Source organism: Labilithrix luteola, assembly GCF_001263205.1.
Lineage (GTDB): Bacteria > Myxococcota_A > Polyangia > Polyangiales > Polyangiaceae > Labilithrix > Labilithrix luteola.
Genome location: NZ_CP012333.1, coordinates 9,626,611 through 9,643,472, shown reverse-complemented (window position 1 = coordinate 9,643,472; position 16,862 = coordinate 9,626,611). Strand labels below are relative to the sequence as shown.

The following is a 16,862-nucleotide window of genomic DNA, read 5'->3' as shown; positions in this document are numbered from 1 at the left end:
GAATGCCGACCTTCAAGCTTGACGGCAAGGACATCCCCTTCGAGCCGGGCGAAAGCATCATCAAAGCTGCCTATCGCCAGGGGACTGAAGTCCCGCATTACTGCTGGCACCCGGGGCTCAGTGCACCGGCGAACTGCCGCATGTGTCTCGTGGAGATCAAGCCGCCGCCGAACCAGCGCGCGCTGATGCTCGACGTGGTGGAGTGGGACGCCAAGGCGGGCGAGTACCGCCCCATGCAGAAGCCGAAGCTCCAGCCGGCTTGCCAGATGCCTGCCGTGGAGAACCAGGAGGTTCTCTCGGAATCGAGCAAGCACGTTCTGGAAGCCCGCGCCCACGTCCAGGAGTTCCTCCTCCTGAACCACCCGGTCGACTGCCCGATCTGCGATCAGGCCGGCGAGTGCAAGCTGCAGGACTACTGGCTCGAGCACCAGACGACGGCGAAGCGCATGCGCGACGAGCCGATCCACAAGCCGAAGGCCGTCGTCTTCGGGCCCACGATCGTCTACGACGCCGAGCGCTGCGTCATGTGCACGCGCTGCATCCGCTTCATGGACGAAGTCGCGCAGGACCCCGTCCTCGACATGCGCGAGCGCGGCAACCTGAACGAGATCACGGTTGCCCCGGGCCGCGAGCTCGATGGCCACTACACGTTCATGACCGAGCACGTTTGCCCGGTCGGCGCGCTCACCACGAAGGACTTCCGCTTCAAGGCGCGCGTCTGGTTCCTCAAGTCGGCCAAGAGCGTCTGCCAGGGCTGCGCGACGGGCTGCAACAGCTACGTCGACTTCGACCCGCGCTACAACAAGGTCCAGCGCTACCGCCCGCGCGACAACGAGGCGGTCAACAAGTACTGGATGTGTGACGAGGGCATGCTCTCGTACCGCGCGGCGCACGAAGGCCGCGTGCTCGACGCGCGCGTCGGCACCAAGAAGACCAGCGTGGACACCGCCGTCGTCGAGGCGAAGAAGCGCCTCAGCGACGTGCCGAGCAGCTCGATCGCGATCGTCTTCTCGGCGCAGCACTCGCTCGAAGACAACTGGGCGATGCGCGAGCTCGCCAAGCAGCTCGGCGCCACGTCGCTCTACGTCTCGGGTGCGGCGTCCGGCTACGCCGACAAGATCCTCATCGACGCGGACAAGAACTCGAACACCGCGGGTGTCCTCGAGCTCGTGCCGAACCCGAAGTCGTTCGCGCAGCTGCTCGACGACGTTCGCGGTGGCCGCGTCTCGCACGTGGTTGCGCTCGGCGGACTGTCGCCGAAGAACGACCCGGAAGACGCTACCGCGCTCGGCATGCTGGGCACGCTGGTCGTCATCGCCGCGCACGAAGGCGCGCTCACGGAAGCGGCCCACATTCTTCTGCCCGCGACGTCGTGGGTCGAAGCCTCGGGCACGTACGTCAATCGCCAGGGCTTCCACCAGGTCGCCGACAAGGCGCTCGAGCCGCAGGGTGCGTCGCGCCCGGCGTGGGAGCACGCACGGCTCATCGGTCGCGCCCTCGGCCTCGAGGTCAGCTGGACCAAGCTCAAGGATATCCGTAACAGCCTTACCGGTGGCGCCCCCCAGGCCGTCACCCCCCACGACACCCACGACGCGAACGACGCGACGACGAGCGTATCGACATGACGCTATCCGATCTGATCTGGACCTTCGTCAAAATCCTCGTGATGGTCGGGTTCCTCGTGAACATCGGGGGACTCCTCACGTGGTACGACCGTCGCGGTGGCGCGATGATGCAGGACCGCATCGGTCCGAACCGCGCCGCGCTCACCATCGGCAAGTTCCAGCTGCGCATCGGCGGCCTGCTCCACACGGCGGCCGACGGCGTGAAGTTCTTCACCAAGGAAGACTTCATGCCGCCGAACGCGGACAAGCTGCTCTTCAGCCTCGCGCCGATGCTCGCGATGCTGCCCGTCATCGCACTCGTCGCCGTCATCCCCTTCGGTGACGCGATCAGCACCGACCTCCTCTGGAAGCACGGTTGCTTCAAGGAAGGCGCGCAGGCGATGCTCCCGGTCAACGGCGTGTGCCAGGCCGGGTACACGATGCAGACGTTCTTCCCGCACGCGCAGCGTCTCGGGATCAGCGCCAACTCGCACCCGATCGACCTCATGGTCGCGCCGCTCAACGTCGGCCTGCTTTACGTCTTCGCGATGGCGGGGCAGGGCATCGTCGCCGCGACGATCGCCGGCTGGTCCAGCGACAACAAGTTCTCGCTCATGGGCGCGCTCCGCGCCGCGAGCCAGATGGTCAGCTACGAAGTCACGATGGGCCTCACGGTCATCGGCGCGCTCATGCTCTACGGCACCATCCGCCTCGACGAGATGGTTCGCTGGCAGGGCGAGAACGCCTGGGGCATCTTCGTGCAGCCGCTCGCGTTCTTCCTCTTCTTCGCGGCCGCGGTCGCTGAGAGTAAGCGCGTTCCGTTCGACCTTCCCGAGGCCGAGAGCGAGCTCGTTAGCGGTTACTTCACCGAGTACTCCGGCATGAAGTTCGGCATGTTCTACATGTCGGAATACATGGAAGTCGCGACCAGCTCGATGCTGCTCGTCACGCTCTTCCTCGGCGGCTGGCAGCTGCCGTTCCTGCACCGTGATGGTCTGACGATCGCCTTTGGCGACACCGTCCTGTTCCACACGTTCATGCCCCACATCTGGGTCATCATCATCGGCGTCCTCGCCTTCTTCGGTAAGACGATCGTGCTCTGCTGGATCCAGGCGTTCATCCGCTGGAGCCTCCCGCGCTTCCGCTACGACCAGCTCATGAAGCTCGGTTGGACGGTGCTCCTCCCGGCCTCGCTCGCGAACATCTTCGCGACGGGCGTGCTCTACCTGCTCCTCGCGAACGGTTCGGACACCACGGCCTCGGTGCTCAAGGTCGTTGCAGACTGCACGCAGGCCTTCACGGCTATCAGCATCACGGGCCTCGTGATCTGGGGCATCGTCGGCTTCGTCCGTACCCCGCAGCGCACGACCGAGATCGTCGGCTCGAGCGCCAAGTTTGCTGCCGCCGCTGGCGGCGCCAAAGAAGCTCCCATCCGCGCCTGATCGGCCCAAACCTCGTAACCTCGGATCAACGCAATGCCCCGCGCATTCCCGAAGAAGCCGCCGTCACCGACCAACGCCGTCCCGCTCGATTACGCCGAGAAGACGCCGACGGTTCAGGCTTACCTGCCCGAGATCTTCAAGGGCATCGGCGCTTCGATGCGTCACTGGTTCTCCAACACCCGCGACATGTTTCGCGGAACGCGTCCCGACCCGGTCACCGAGCGCTGGGCGGACGGCATCACGACGATCAGCTACCCCGAGCAGAAGCGCCCGTATCCCGAGCGCTTCCGCGGAGTGCATCGTCTCACCACCCGTGAAGATGCGAGCCCGCGCTGCGTCGCGTGCCTCTGCTGCTCCACGGCGTGCCCCGCGCAGTGCATCTACATCGAGGCCGGCGAGTACCCCGAAGGGGACAAGCGCCGCGGCTACGAGCGCTACCCGGTGAAGTTCGTCATCGACGAGCTGCGCTGCATCTTCTGCGGGTTCTGCGTCGAGGCCTGCCCGTGCGACGCCATCCGTATGGATACCGGCATCCACGCCGTTCCGTACGACTCGCGCGACCAGTTCATCTACCAGAAGGATCTGCTCCTCAGCATGGCGGCCCGCGACGGCGGCCACAAGTCGGCGAACCCGCGCCACGAGCCGGGCGACTCGACCCACCCCGGCTTGACCCGGGAACACATGACGCACTGACAGTCGAAGCGCGTAGCGTTTCGCAACGGCCGCTGTTCTCGGTGGTTCTCTCCCTGGGGGAGCACCTCTGGGCAGCGGCCGTGTCATGTCCGGAGTGTGGCGAGAGAATGTCGGTCCCAGCCGCTCCGCCGACACGGCAACGGCCGATAGGCCGAGCAGCGCTCGCTCGGTCGCGCTGATCGCGAGGCGCGGAGAGTTGCGGCGTGTCCGGTCTGGCGAGCCTATGGCAGTCGAACCGCTCGTCACGGCGGAGATCGCAGGTCACAACAACGGGAGCGGCGCGTTCTTCGTCGCGCTCATAGCGCGACGCGCCGAAGGCGACGCGCCGCGATCCGCGGGGGAGGCTCGGGTCCGGAGGACTCGAGGGGGCAGGGCCCCCTACGTGGCTAGAGCGCCCAAATCGGAGCCGCCGGATGGTGTCCAACCACTGCCCTGGGCTGCGCTCGTCCGCCTCCTTCGACGGTTCGTCGGCATCTAGCCACACGAGGGATGGGCTCGCTTGCGAGCGTTCGCGTTCTTGTGTCGGCCGTGTGGCGCGACCTTCGCGACCACGCAAGCAAGGCCGCTCTTGCGACGCCGTCGGTGAACTCAGCCGAGCCTCGTCGTGGTGCACAAAAACCAATGTAGTTCCGCTGATCCTCGACGCATCGCACAACGGATCTTTGACGTTGGCGTGACAGATTTTTCCGCTAAGCTCCCGCCGCCCTCGTGTCCGAGGGAGAGGTACATCGGCGCGTCGCGCACGCCAAAACCCCCGCGCTTTCGAGCGCGCGCCTCCGTGGAAAGCAGCACATGAACCCGACGATCGACATTCTTCGCGGTGAGCTCGAGCGCCTTTTTACGCTCGAAGAAATGACGTCGATGAGCGAGCGCCTTCTCGGCCTCTCTCCCAACGAGGTTGGCGGCGCGAGTGCCAAAGGCAGCTTCGCGCTCGCGCTGACCGAGCGCTGTTACGACGGCGATCGCCTCGACGCGCTCGTCGATGTCATCCTGCACTCGCGCAAGGAAGTCGACCCGCGCGTTCGTGACTTCGCGTCGCTGCTCTCGAAAGAGGAGCTGCCCGCGGGCCGTCAGGTCGGCGACTTCACGATCCAGAAGAAGATCGGCGAGAGCGATCTCGGCATCGTCTACCAGGCCGTGCGCCAGGACGGCGAAGCCCGCGCGGTCTACGCGCTCAAGATCCTCCGCAGCGAGGCCGCGCGCGATCGTCGCGCCGTGCACCGCTTCCTCACCGCGAACCGTCTCGTCGGAACGGTGAGCCACGCGGGCTTGCCGCGTCACCTCGAAGCGGGTGAGCTCGAGCCGGGGCTCTTCTACGTTGCCTACGAGTACCTCGAAGGTCAGACGCTCGCCGCGCGCCTCGCGCGCACGGGGCCGCTCGCGTATGCGGACCTCCGCCCGATCCTGAAGGGCGTCCTCGAGCCGCTCGCTGCACTCCACAAGGCGCACCTCGTTCACGGCGACATCAAGGCGGAGAACATCCTGCTCGTTCCGGGCGAGGGTGGTCAGACGCGCGTTGTCCTCATCGACTTCGGCACCGATCGCCTCCGTGCACGCAGCCTCGCGTCGAACGGCCACACGGGCCTCCTCGCCGTGTATGGCTCGCCGAAGACGGTTGCTCCGGAGATCGTCCGCGGTCGCACGGCGGATCCCAAGACCGACGTTTACGCGTTCGGCGCCGTACTCTTCGAGCTCCTCACCGGCAAGCCGGTGTTCAGCAGCGACAGCGCGACCGACGCGGCCTTCGCGCACCTCTCGCACGACCCGGAAGCGCCGAGCGTTCGCACCACGCGCGGCGGCATCGGCAAGGACATCGACGCGTTCGTCCTCTCGCTCCTGAACAAGGATCCGGCGCGCCGCCCGAAGGATGCGACCGCCCTCATCGACGCGCTCGAGTCGATCGGTCGCGCGTCCGCCCAGATGCGCGCTACCGGCGCCATCTCCGCCGAGAAGGTTCAGGCGATCATCGACAAGCTCCTCGCCGCCCCGAGCGACACGGACGTCGCTCTCGAGCTCGAGAAGGCTGTCGACGAAGGCGCCGAGGCTGCGCGTGTCGGTGAGGCGTTCGCCGCCGCCGCCGCGCAGGTTCGTGGCGAGTCGGAAGAAGAGCGTGAGACCAAGAAGTCGCTCCTCTTCCGCGCCGCGCGCATCTTCGATTCGGCCGCGGGCGACAAGGCGCGCGCCGAGCAGATCCTCTCGTCGATCATCGAGATCGACGCGAACGACGACATCGCGCTCATCGCCCTCGAGGACGTGCGCAAGGCGCTCGGCAAGTACGAGGAGCTCATCGAGATGCTCCTCAACAAGAGCCAGTCGGCTCCCACGGCGGAAGGCCGTGGCCGTGCGCTCGCCGAGATCGGTCGCCTCTACGCCACCGAGCTCGACGACTCCGAGCAGGCCGTTGTCGCTTACGCGCAGGCCCTCTGCGAGCAGCCCACGAACGACGAGTACGCCGCGGAGCTCGAGCGCCTCGCCGGTTCGAACAACACCACCTGGTCCGAGCAGCTCGGCACGCTCACCGAGGCAGTGAAGGGCGGCGGCCTCTCGGCGACCGACCAGAACGCGCTCCTCGCGCGTATCGCTCGCTGGTACGACGCTCGCCTCGGCCGCGCCGATTTCGCGCTCGCCGCGTTCCAGCAGATCCTCACCACCGAGCCCGCGAACGAAGCGGCGAGCGAGGGCATGACGGCCATCTACCGTCGCGCCCAGCAGTGGCCGGAGCTCGTCGCGCTCCTCACGGCCCGCGCCGACGCCGCGCCGAGCCCCGCGAAGGCTCGCGATCTCCGCGCCGAAGCCGCCGAGATCCACGAGACGCGTCTCAACGACTTGACCCGCGCGCGTGACCTCTACGCTGCCGTCCTCGCCGACGATCCGGGCCATGCCCGCGCCGGTGAAGCGATGTCCCGCGTGGCCGAGCGCACGGGCGACTTCGCGACGCTCGCGCAGCTCCTCGAGCGTCGTGCGGAAGCGCGTCGTGGCGTCGAGAAGGCCGAGGCGCTCGCCAAGGTCGCCGAGGTCTACGAGGACCACTTGAACGACCTCGGCGAGGCGACCCGTCGCTTCGAAGGCGTTCTCGCGGTCGATCCCGCGAACCTCACGGCCCTCAAGGGCCTCGACCGCATCTTCAACCGCACGGGCAAGTACCGCGAGCTCCTCGAGGTGCTGCAGCGTCAGATCGACGTCGCCGCCACGCCGCGCCAGAAGATCAACCTCTACGAGCGCGTCGCTGCGCTCCACGACGAGGAGTTCTTCGACCACGCACGCGCGGCCGAGGCCCTCGAAGCGATCCTCGCGATCGACGGTTCGAACGACAACGCGCTGAGCGGCCTCGTTCGCCACTACCGCGCCCTCGACAAGTGGGAGCCCGCGGTCTCGATCTACGAGAAGCACGCGTCGGTCACCGCCGACCAGGCGCGCAAGCTGGAGATCCTCGTCGCGAAGGCTCGCACGATCGCCGACCATATCGGCTCGCCCGAGCGCGCGATGAAGACCTACGAGCAGATCCTCGCGATCCAGCCGTCGCACGCCGGCGCGCTCGAGGCCCTCGCGCAGCTCCGCGAGCTGTCGGGCGACGCCCACGCGGCGCTCACGGCGATCGAAGCCCTCGCGGCGAAGGCGGCAACGCCGGAAGCGAAGGCCGAGCAGTGGATGCGCGCCGCGCGCCTCCTCGAGACCCGTGGCGACAAGGACAGCGCGATCGAGCGCTACAAGCTCGCCCTCGACGCGAACCCGAAGGACTCGGCGGCCTCCGCTGCGCTCCGCAAGGCGTACGCGCACCGCGGTGATTGGCTCAGCGTCGTCGGTCTCGTCGAGCGTGAGCTCCAGACGGCCGAAGGCGATCTCGCCAAGGCGCGCCTCTGGGCCGAGCTCGCGAAGGTTTACCACGCGCAGCTCGTCGACCCGGCGAAGGCCGAGTCGGCCGCCAAGAAGGCCGGCGATCTCGACCCGTCGAACGCCGACGCGCTCATGGTCATGGGCGACCTCGCGTTCGAAGCGGGCCGCATGCTCGAGGCCGCGAAGTTCTACGAGAGCCTCGTCGGTCGCACCGGCGTCCTCCCGAAGGAAGACGGCGTCCGCGTCCTCGTCCGCTTCATCGAGGCGTTCGGCAAGACGCAGCCGCGTCCCTCGTCGGGCGTGCTCGATGCGGCGCCGAGCAGCATCGCGCTTCCTCCGACCTCGACCTCGCGCATCTCGGCCGTCCCGAGCGCGCCGGCCAGCGTCGTTCCGCCGCCGGTCACGAACCCCCGCATGCTCGCGGCGGTCGAGACCCTGCAGAAGATCGACCCGCAGAACGTCGAGGCCCTCTCGCGAGCGGCCAACGCGCTCTTCGAGTTCGGCGATCCGCAAGCGGCGTACCGCATGCACCAGGACCTCTTCCAGCGCTACGGCAGCGAGCTCGCCGGCTCGGAGCGCGCCGAGGCCCTCTATCACCTCGGTGAGAGCGCGCGTCGCTCGGGCGATCTCGATACGGGCATCAAGCCCCTTCGCGAGGCCGCGGATCTCGATCCGTCGAACCCGCGTCCGCTCCGCTCGCTCGCCAAGATCTACGACGAGAAGGGTGACTGGGAGCAGGCGATCGCCGTGCGCCGCCAGCGCCTGCAGCTCGCCATCGGCCAGGAGCGCTTCGAGCTCCTGCTCGAGATCGGCGACGTCATGTTCGTCCGCCAGGGCGATCGCACGGCGGCTTCGAAGGCCTACAGCCAGGCCCTCGAGGAGCGTCCGGACGACCGCAAGCTGCTCACCAAGCTGATGCAGCTGTACTCGGAGGAGAAGGACTGGGCGAAGCTCGTCGACGTCGTTCTCCGCCTCGCCGACTTCGTCGAGGATCCCAAGCAGCGTGCGAAGTACATGCACACCGCGGCCACGATCGCGTCGAAGCACCTCGACCAGGTCGACCAGGCCCTCGGCTTCTACCGCCGCGTCCTCGAGCTCGATCCGGACAACGGCAAGGCGCTCGACGAGGCTGTGGAGCTCTATCGTCAGAAGGGCGACCACAACGAGGTCGAGACGATCCTCAAGAAGCAGCTCGATCAGGCGAAGGCCGCTCAGGATCGCGAGAAGCTCGTCAAGATCCTCGACCAGATGGGCGAGCTCTATCAGAAGCACCTCAACGAGCCGGGCCTCGCGATCGACGCGTTCGAAGCCGCCCAGGCCTTCGATCCCGAAGACCGCGCGCGCGCCGAGAAGCTCGCCGAGCTCTACGCGAGCGATCCGAAGCAGTACCTCGACAAGGCGGTCAAGGCGCAGGCTCAGATCCTTCGCCGTAACCCGTACCGCGTCGAGAGCTACAAGCTCCTTCGCAAGCTCTACACGGAGTCGAAGAAGGGCGACGCGGCCTGGTGCCTCTGCCAGGCTCTCTCGGTCCTCCGCCTCGCCGAGCCGGACGAGGAGCGTTTCTACAAGAAGCACCGCTCCGAGAACGCGGCGCCCGCGCAGAGCGCGCTCGACGACGACGGCTGGACTCGCCTGATGCACTGGGATCTCGACCCCCAGCTCACGCGCATCTTCGCCATCATCCAGCCCACGATCATCCGCGCGCGTACGCAGCCGATCGAGCAGGCGGGGTACGACCCGCGCCTCGCCATCGACTGCGCGACGCACCCGTACCCGGTCTCGCAGACGCTCTACTACGCAGGCGGCGTGCTCGGCATGCCCGTGCCGCACGTCTTCCAGAACCCGAACGACGCAGGCGGCCTCGGCATCGTCCACGCGCGTACGCCCTCGATCGTCCTCGGTCGCGCCGCGTTCGACACGGGGATCGCGAACCAGTCGCTCGCGTTCATGGCAGGCCGCCACATGGCGTCCTTCCGTCCGGGCTTCTACGTCCGCCACCTCGTTCCGACCGGCACCGGCCTCAAGGCGTGGCTCTTCGCCGCGATCAAGCTCTGCGTTCCGCAGTTCCCGGTCGCAGCCGATCTCCAGGGCCAGGTCGACGAGGCCATGGCGGCGATGGCGAAGGACTTCGTCGGAGCGGAGAAGGAGAAGCTCGCCAGCGCGGTTTCCAAGCTTCTCCAGGCGGGCGGCGCGCTCGATCTGAAGAAGTGGGTTGCCTCGATCGACCTCACGGCTGACCGGGTCGGCTTCCTCCTCGCCCACGATCTCGCACTCACCACCGAGGTCATTCGGTCGACCGAAGAGGCGTCGAGCGTTCCGGTGAAGGAGCGCATGAAGGACATCGTGCTCTTCAGCGTCAGCGACGAGTACTTCGCCCTTCGCAGCAAACTCGGCGTGTCGATCGACGGCTGATCGCGCAACGACGCGCCGTCCGGCGTCAGCGGAAAGTGACGAGTTCCCTCGCGTAGCGTATTGTTCTGATTCAGATGATACGGCGTGCGCGAGGGGCTCTCTTTTCGGCTGGAGCCGGTGCCGGCGCGTTGGTCGTTGTCGCGTTGGGCGTCGCCGTGGCGTGTTCCACGCCGTACGGTGAGGCCCCGACGACCGACAAGAGCGACGGTCCAAACCCGGGTGGCCAGGAAGCCGGCAACGACCCAACGCCCGGCGACGCGCCGTGTAAGCTCTACGGACCGGTCGGACAACCCGAGAAGGACGACGACCCCACGGTCGAGGTTCCGCCGTTCATCATGGCGGTCGACAACCTGATCATCAGCGAGACCACGCCCTCGATCGGGACGCTCGGGTTCGACATCGATGGCGTCTGTACGTGCGATACGCGTGCGGGAAATGCCCACGGCGGGGAGTCGAGCTGCAAGCCGAAGGGCTCGCCCATTTGCGACGCCGACGGAGGCATCGACAACTCCTTCGGCAAGCTCATTTCCACGTTCGACACGTTCGGCTCGTTTGCCGACATGACGAAGGTGAAGGAGCGCATCAACAGCGGGCGCCAGACGTTGCTCGTGTACATGCGCCGCTACAACGGGCGTGCGAACGACCGAGACGTCGAGATCGGCCTGCTTCCGTCGGACGGCGTGCGAACGGCCGGCTGCGCCGGCTCGACCCAGAACAGCGACGGCAACTACAACCCGGGCTGGTGCGGTGACGACGCGTGGACGACCGTTCCCGAAGGACAAATCGCGGACGGAACGCCTATCGCCCTCGCGAACGGCTACGTGAACAACTACCGCTTCGTCGTGAATCTTCCGGCGACGGCGCGCGTTCCGCTCGGCCCCGTGCCGCTCGAAGTCGGTACGCCGATCATCACGGGCAAGCTCATTCCGCTCGACGAGAACCTGAACCCTCGTCCGCCTGGTGACCCGCCCGCGACCGAAAAGCAGAAGCGGCTCTACAAGGTCGAAGAGGGGCAGCTCGTCGGGCGCATGGTGGTCCAGTCTCTGCTCGCCACGCTCGGCGCGGCCGATGTCAGCGGCGGAAACGATCGCCTCTGCCAGTCGATTCTCTACGTCCAGCTCCGAAAGGAAATCTGCGCGGCGATCGACATCGCGCGCGCGCCTTCGCTGGATTTCCAGTCGTATGCCTGTGACGCGCTTTCGGCGTCGCTCGGCTTTACCGCGCAGCCCGCGGTCCGCGGCGCTGCCTATCTCGAGCAGCTCGCTCCGAACGACTGCTTGCCGGTCAATGGCGCTCCGAAGGTGCCGACGCAGTACGCGCCGGACTACAACTGTCCCCCCTGAGGAGGGGCAGCCTCAGAACATAACGCTGTCGGCGACGTAGATGCCGATCGGGAAGCCTGGGTTCGCCGCGCTCGCGTCCGGCGAGTAAGCCAGCTCCACACGGAAGAGTGCAGCCGTTCCCCAGAGAACGTGCACGCCGCCGCCCACGCCGAACTTCAAGCCGGGGCCGTCGCCGTCGGCGGGATCGTTGAACGAGTACGAGTTCCACACGCGCCCCATGTCGAAGAAGACATCGGGGCCGACCTTGAACTTCTCGCCGGCGATCTTGAAGTTGAGGAGCCAGCCGCGGAGCTCGACGTTGCCGACCATCTTCACGAGGCCGGAATAGCGGCCGTTCGGCACGCCGCGAATGCCCTGCGGGCCGCCGGGAAGGTCGACCGCGATGAACCCGCCGCCTTGCGAGAGGTCGTAAAACGGAACGTGGCCGGCCATGAAGTCGCCGAACAGCCGGCCCGCCAGCACGAACGGTCCGCCGAGACGCGCGTAGCGTCGGAGAATGAAGTTGAAGCCGCCCCAATAGACGTCGCTCGACGTCGGCGTGGCGCCCGCGAGCCGGACGCCGACGAGGTCGTAGGCGCCGCGCGTCGGGTAGATCTCGTCGTCGCGCGTGTCGTAGATGAGGCCGCCGCTCAGGATGCCGATGTCGAGCGGGCGGAGGCCGTAGATGAGCGGCGCACCGTCGTCCGTGCGCGCTTCGGCATCTTCTTCGAGCTTGCTGCCCTCGTACGAGTGCGGATTCAGGTAACGAATCTGAACGCCGTAAGCGACGCTGAAGTCCTGGGCGATCGGCGAGCGGAGGTTGAGACGGGCGCGAAGCTCCTGGTGCTTGAACTGGTAGCGACGCCCGACTTCGCCGTTCGCGTCGGTGACGGCCTTCGAGGCGTTGCCGAGGCCGAAATACCCGGAGTTGATCGTTCGATCGAAGAAGATGCCCGGCTGGAGGCGCACCTTGCCGTTGAGGGCGTAGGGAACGTCGATTCGGATGTCGTGGCTCTGCTGGACGATCTCCGTGCCGTCGGGGCCGCCCTTGATGCTCGCGGAGAGGAGCGCATCGAGCCGCCAGCGGTACGGGCGGTAGTCACGACCGACGCGCGTGATGGTCGCGGCCGTTCCGAACTGCACGCCGATGTCCGTGCTACCACCGACGACCGGAAACCCCGCGAGCTCGGTGCGCTCGCGGCCGTCGTCTTCCTCCTCGGGGGCGTGATGACCGTGGGGCCCTCTTGGGGCGTACGCGGTCCGAGATCGACGGGCAACGGCTCGAGCGCGCCCTTCGGCTTCGAAACCGGGACGGGATCCTCCACGGCGTAGGCCGTGCGAGGCGAGAGAGCCCAATGTCCCGTGACGGCAACAAGGCCGACGATGCAAGCGCGCCAGTTCACGTCGGTCCAGCTGGTAGCTAGTAGAGAACGACGGCTGCGGCCGCAAGATGAAGACGCAGGAACCGCATCGGATGGTGCGGCCGGGCTTGCAAGTACCAGCGCGCGCTTGCCTTCGCGGGAGGGTTCTGGCAGCCAACCTAGGTGCGTTCGTCCACGTTTCTAGGCCTTGTTGCCGTCCTCGCCGCCGGCTCGTCACTCTCCTGTCGCGATGGCAAGAATGCGGGCACAGGGGCGGGGAGAAGGTTGCTCAGGCGGCTTCGGCACATACCGATCGCGCCGACGCCGTGCCCCTCGCGTCCTCGTCTGCGCCGCCGTTGCCGTCCGCGAAGGAGGCGCCGTCCGCGGTCCCCGCGAAACCGCCCGCGAATCTGAACGTCCTCGTGCTGTCCATCGACAGCTTGAGGGCCGACATGCCCTGGGCCGGCTACCCGCGGGCCATCGCTCCTCGGCTGACGGAGCTCGAGAAGAGAAGCGTGAGCTATACACGCGCCTATGCGATCTCGTCGTACACCTCGATGAGCCTCGGCGGTTTCCTCGGCGGCAGGCTCCCGAGCGAGCTGAAGCGTAGCGGCTACTTCTTCGGCACCTATCCCGAGGCGAACCTCTTCTTCCCCGAGATCCTCGCAGGGAAGGGAATTCGCACGCTGAGCGCCCATGCGCACGCGTACTTCAACAGCGCCGGGTTCAACCAGGGCTTCGACAAGTACGAGATCGTCCCTGGCATCAAGTTCGACAACACGACCGACCCGAACGTCACGAGTCCCCAGCACGAGGCGATCGCCGAGCGGCTTCTCTCCGATCCGGCGCTCGACACCACGCGCTTCTTCGCGTGGTTCCACTTCCTCGATCCGCACGATCAGTATCTCTCGCACGAGAAGGACGGGATCCCGCCCTACGGCAAGACGCTGCGCGACCGCTACGACGCCGAGGTCACCTTCACCGATCAGTGGCTCGGAAAGCTGTTCGACTTCGTGGAGAGCAAGCCGTGGGGCAAGCACACCGCGATCGTCATCACGAGCGACCACGGCGAAGGCTTCGGCGAGCATGGCCGCTACTCGCACGGATTCGAGATCTGGGAGAACCTCGTCCGTATCCCGCTCTTCGTGATGATTCCGGGCGTCACGCCGCGTCGCATCGACACCCCACGCAGTACGCTCGATCTCGCGCCCACCATCCTCGAGCTCTTCGGCCTTCCACCGGAGCCGAGCTTCACGGGCAAGAGCCTCGTCCCCGAGTTCTACGGCGGTGCGCCCGAAGAGCGCGACGTGATCGTCGACCTCCCGATGACGAGCAACAACGACAAGCGCCGCGCGCTGGTGCACGGGAAGTGGAAGATCATGGCGTTCGGCAAGGAAGAGTCGCTCAAGCTCTTCGACCTCGAAGCCGATCCGCAGGAGAACTCCCCCATCCTCCGCGGCGAAGACTTCGACGCGATGGCGAAGCGCTACCGCGCGTTCTCGAAGACCGTTACCGAAGTCGCACCGTACGCATGCGGCGAAAACTGTCTCAACGGTGCTTACGAGAAAAAGAAGGCCGCCCCGTAGTAGGCTGGGAGGCGCGATGCGCGTCGTTCCCATTCCGTGCCTTTCGGACAACTACGCCTATCTCCTCGTCTGCCGCGAAACGAAGGAGGCCGCGATCATCGACGCCTCCGAAGCTGGGCCGGTGCTCCGCGCGGTCGAGCCGGGCGGGGCAGGCGGACGTGAAGCGATCAACGTCGTCGCCATCCTGAGCACGCATCACCATCACGACCACGTCGGTGGTAACGACGAGGTGAAGCAGAGGCTCGGCATCGAGCGCGTCTATGGTCACGCGAGCGACAAGGGACGCATTCCGGGGCAGACGCACTTCCTCGAGGAAGGCGACACGTTCGACATCGGGCGTCTCGTGGTGCGGGCGCTCCACATTCCCGGGCACACGCTCGGCGCCGTCGCCTACGTGGTCACGCCGCGCGAGAACGTCGACCCCGCGGTCTTCACCGGAGACACGCTCTTCGTCGCCGGCTGCGGTCGCATCTTCGAAGGCAACCCGCCGATGATGTACGACTCGCTTGCGAAGCTCGCGAAGCTCGACGGGCGCACGCAGGTGTATTGCGGCCACGAATACACGGAGTCGAACCTCCGCTTCGCCGCGCACGTCGAGCCGTCGAACCAGGCCGTCGCCGCCGCGAAGACGCGCGCCGCCCAAACACGCAAAGATGGCAAGCCCACGGTTCCGAGCACCATCGCCGAGGAGCTGACGTACAACCCGTTCCTTCGAACGTCGTCGCCCGAGATCCGCGGGGCCCTCGGCATCCTCGCGAGCGCCTCGCCGGAGGAAGCGCTCGGTGCGATCCGCTCGGCGAAGGACAGCTTCCGCTGATCTGTCGGTAGAGCCACGGACTTTTAATCCGCAGGTCCCGTGGCCGGTTGTTAGGGCTCGTCGTCGTCGTCGTCGCCGCCGCGGGCGACGTAGTCGGTGATGGCTTCGCGTTCGCGCTCGAGGAAGCGTTCGACGATGCCTCGGAAGCGAGGGTCGGCGATGTGGTGGGCCGAGTGCGTGATGGTCGGGGCGAAGCCGCGCACGCGCTTGTGCTCGCCGCCGGCACCGGGGTTGAACGTCTTCAGGCCTTCGCGGATGGCCTCGTCGACGCCGTAGTAGTAGCAAACGTTGAAGTGGAGGAAGCGCGCCTCCACGTCCGTGCCCCAATAGCGGCCGTAGAGCGTGTCGTCTTTTTTCACGTTGAAGGCGCTCGCCACGATCTCGCCGTCTTTCTTCGCCACCACCCAGGCCAGGCGATGGGAGAAACGCTTGGCGAGCAGCTCGAAGAACGTCTGATTGAGATACCGACGCCCGTAGAAATACTTGTCGACCGTCGTGGTGTAGAGCGCATGCATCTTGCGCGCGACCTCCGGCGTGTACTCCTCGGGGCGGAGGGTCGCGATCGTCATGCCGTCCATCGCCGGCTGTTTGCGTTCGCGACGGATTTGCGTGCGCTTCTTCTGCGGGAGGCTTGCGAGGAACTCTTCGTAGGTGCGGAAGCCCTGGTTGTGGAAGTGGTACTGCACGCCGTAGCGCACGGCGAAACCGGCCGCTTCGAAGGCGTGAGCTTCTTCTTCGCGAGGAAACAGGACGTGCGCGCTCGAGATGCCCGCTTCGCTCGTGACCTGCTGGAGCGCCTTGGCGAAGGTCGTGATCGTCTTCACCCGATCCCGCTTCGCCGACACGAGGACGCGATCACCCGTGGCGGGAGTGAAGGGGACCGCGACGATGAGCTTCGGGTAATACTCGATACCCAATCGGGCCGCGAGATCGGCCCAGCTCCAGTCGAAGACGAACTCGCCCTCGCTGTTCATCTTCAAATAGGCGGGCGCGGCCGCGATGAGCTCGTCGCCGTCGTACAGCGCGAAGTGGTGCGGGATCCATCCGGTGCTGCCGCCCACGCACCCGGCCTCTTCGAGGCACGAGAGCCAGGTGTGCTCCATGAACGGGGAAGCGCCGGGACGAAGCATGCTGTCCCAGGTCTCCCGCGGAATCTCGTCGATGCGCGGGAGAACCCGCAGGGTCAGCATTCGGACTCGTTCAGCTGGGATCTTTTCGGACGAGAGCGAACCACGCGTCCATCGCCTTCCCCTTGTAGGCGCGTCCGATGGAGACGTGGCTCGAGATGCCACGCAAGTGGTCGATCATTCCGCCGTAGACGAGGGCGCCGAGGCCGTCGTTCGGGCGGATCTTCGGCCAGCTCTCCGGCTTGTGCTTGGGAAGCTTCGTGTAGTCGATGGCGAGCTCGCCCTCGTGTTCGCCCTCACCGAGCGTCACCACGAAGTAGCCCGGGCCGGTCACTGGCGACATCGTCTGGTGGTTGTAGCCGCCGATCGGGAAGTCCTCGCCCTCGAGTTTCGTGAAGCGCTTCTGGAAGTGGTTGAAGAGCGGCAGCGTGTTCTGGCCGTCATGGATGACCTCGACGAGCGGATCCGTTCCAGTCGGAACGAGGAAGTCGAGGTCGAGCTTCATGTGGCCCTTGGCGGCCTCGAAGATCTTGGCTTGCTGATGCTTGCCCCACGTACGAATCGTGTGGACGCGCCCTTCGTGACCGAGACCGTCGAGGATCTCCGTGAGGCGGGGCAGGTCTAGCGTGGGCTCGAGAAGCACCGAAACGTCCATGTCGGAGAT

The 16,862-nt window shown here is 66.5% G+C and carries 10 protein-coding genes; 7 read left to right on the top strand and 3 right to left on the bottom strand.

Annotation, left to right across the window (positions count from 1 at the left end; all coding sequences use genetic code 11):
* The first annotated feature begins 2 nt into the window (after positions 1-2).
* The 5 genes from AKJ09_RS41775 to AKJ09_RS41755 all read left to right on the top strand — a co-directional run bounded on the left by AKJ09_RS41775 (position 3) and on the right by AKJ09_RS41755 (position 11,328).
* Positions 3-1,625 carry an NADH-quinone oxidoreductase subunit G gene (locus AKJ09_RS41775; protein WP_146653421.1) on the top strand — a complete coding sequence of 541 codons (1,623 nt, stop codon included), beginning with the start codon at positions 3-5 and terminating at the stop codon, positions 1,623-1,625.
* On the top strand, positions 1,622-3,046 hold the full coding sequence (locus AKJ09_RS41770) for a complex I subunit 1/NuoH family protein (RefSeq protein ID WP_146653420.1): 1,425 nt from the start codon (positions 1,622-1,624) through the stop codon (positions 3,044-3,046). The genes AKJ09_RS41775 and AKJ09_RS41770 overlap by 4 nt, the downstream gene beginning before the upstream one ends.
* A gap of 33 nt (positions 3,047-3,079) precedes the next feature.
* On the top strand, positions 3,080-3,739 hold the full coding sequence (locus AKJ09_RS41765) for a NuoI/complex I 23 kDa subunit family protein (RefSeq protein ID WP_146653419.1): 660 nt from the start codon (positions 3,080-3,082) through the stop codon (positions 3,737-3,739).
* 792 nt (positions 3,740-4,531) lie between these two features.
* A complete protein-coding gene (locus AKJ09_RS41760) occupies positions 4,532-9,985 on the top strand; it encodes a serine/threonine-protein kinase (RefSeq protein WP_146653418.1) in 5,454 nt (1,817 codons plus the stop codon).
* Between the two features lie 155 nt (positions 9,986-10,140).
* Positions 10,141-11,328 (top strand): hypothetical protein, encoded by a 1,188-nt coding sequence (locus AKJ09_RS41755; protein ID WP_146653417.1) that lies wholly within the window; start codon positions 10,141-10,143, stop codon positions 11,326-11,328.
* Positions 11,329-11,340: 12 nt separating this feature from the next.
* Here the strand turns inward: AKJ09_RS41755 and AKJ09_RS41750 are convergent, their stop codons facing one another.
* Positions 11,341-12,450: a BamA/TamA family outer membrane protein gene (locus AKJ09_RS41750; protein WP_169928292.1), complete on the bottom strand. Its 1,110-nt coding sequence runs from the start codon at positions 12,448-12,450 to the stop codon at positions 11,341-11,343.
* A gap of 544 nt (positions 12,451-12,994) precedes the next feature.
* Between AKJ09_RS41750 and AKJ09_RS41745 the strand changes: the two genes are divergently transcribed.
* Positions 12,995-14,254 carry a sulfatase gene (locus AKJ09_RS41745; RefSeq protein WP_240488800.1) on the top strand — a complete coding sequence of 420 codons (1,260 nt, stop codon included), beginning with the start codon at positions 12,995-12,997 and terminating at the stop codon, positions 14,252-14,254.
* A 16-nt stretch (positions 14,255-14,270) separates the two neighbouring features.
* On the top strand, positions 14,271-15,071 hold the full coding sequence (gene gloB, locus AKJ09_RS41740) for a hydroxyacylglutathione hydrolase (RefSeq protein ID WP_146653415.1): 801 nt from the start codon (positions 14,271-14,273) through the stop codon (positions 15,069-15,071).
* 50 nt (positions 15,072-15,121) lie between these two features.
* Here the strand turns inward: gloB and AKJ09_RS41735 are convergent, their stop codons facing one another.
* Entirely contained in the window at positions 15,122-16,261 is a 1,140-nt protein-coding gene (locus tag AKJ09_RS41735) for a GNAT family N-acetyltransferase (protein ID WP_146653414.1), read from the bottom strand.
* A gap of 10 nt (positions 16,262-16,271) precedes the next feature.
* Positions 16,272-16,853, bottom strand: a complete 582-nt coding sequence (locus tag AKJ09_RS41730) for a hypothetical protein (RefSeq protein WP_146653413.1) — start codon at positions 16,851-16,853, stop codon at positions 16,272-16,274.
* Positions 16,854-16,862 lie beyond the last annotated feature (9 nt).

Coding starts and splice junctions, on each gene's coding strand:
- AKJ09_RS41775 (WP_146653421.1), top strand. CDS start 3: ATGCCGACCTTCAAGCTTGACGGCAAGGACATCCCCTTCGAGCCGGGC.
- AKJ09_RS41770 (WP_146653420.1), top strand. CDS start 1,622: ATGACGCTATCCGATCTGATCTGGACCTTCGTCAAAATCCTCGTGATG.
- AKJ09_RS41765 (WP_146653419.1), top strand. CDS start 3,080: ATGCCCCGCGCATTCCCGAAGAAGCCGCCGTCACCGACCAACGCCGTC.
- AKJ09_RS41760 (WP_146653418.1), top strand. CDS start 4,532: ATGAACCCGACGATCGACATTCTTCGCGGTGAGCTCGAGCGCCTTTTT.
- gloB (WP_146653415.1), top strand. CDS start 14,271: ATGCGCGTCGTTCCCATTCCGTGCCTTTCGGACAACTACGCCTATCTC.
- AKJ09_RS41735 (WP_146653414.1), bottom strand. CDS start 16,261: ATGCTGACCCTGCGGGTTCTCCCGCGCATCGACGAGATTCCGCGGGAG.
- AKJ09_RS41730 (WP_146653413.1), bottom strand. CDS start 16,853: ATGGACGTTTCGGTGCTTCTCGAGCCCACGCTAGACCTGCCCCGCCTC.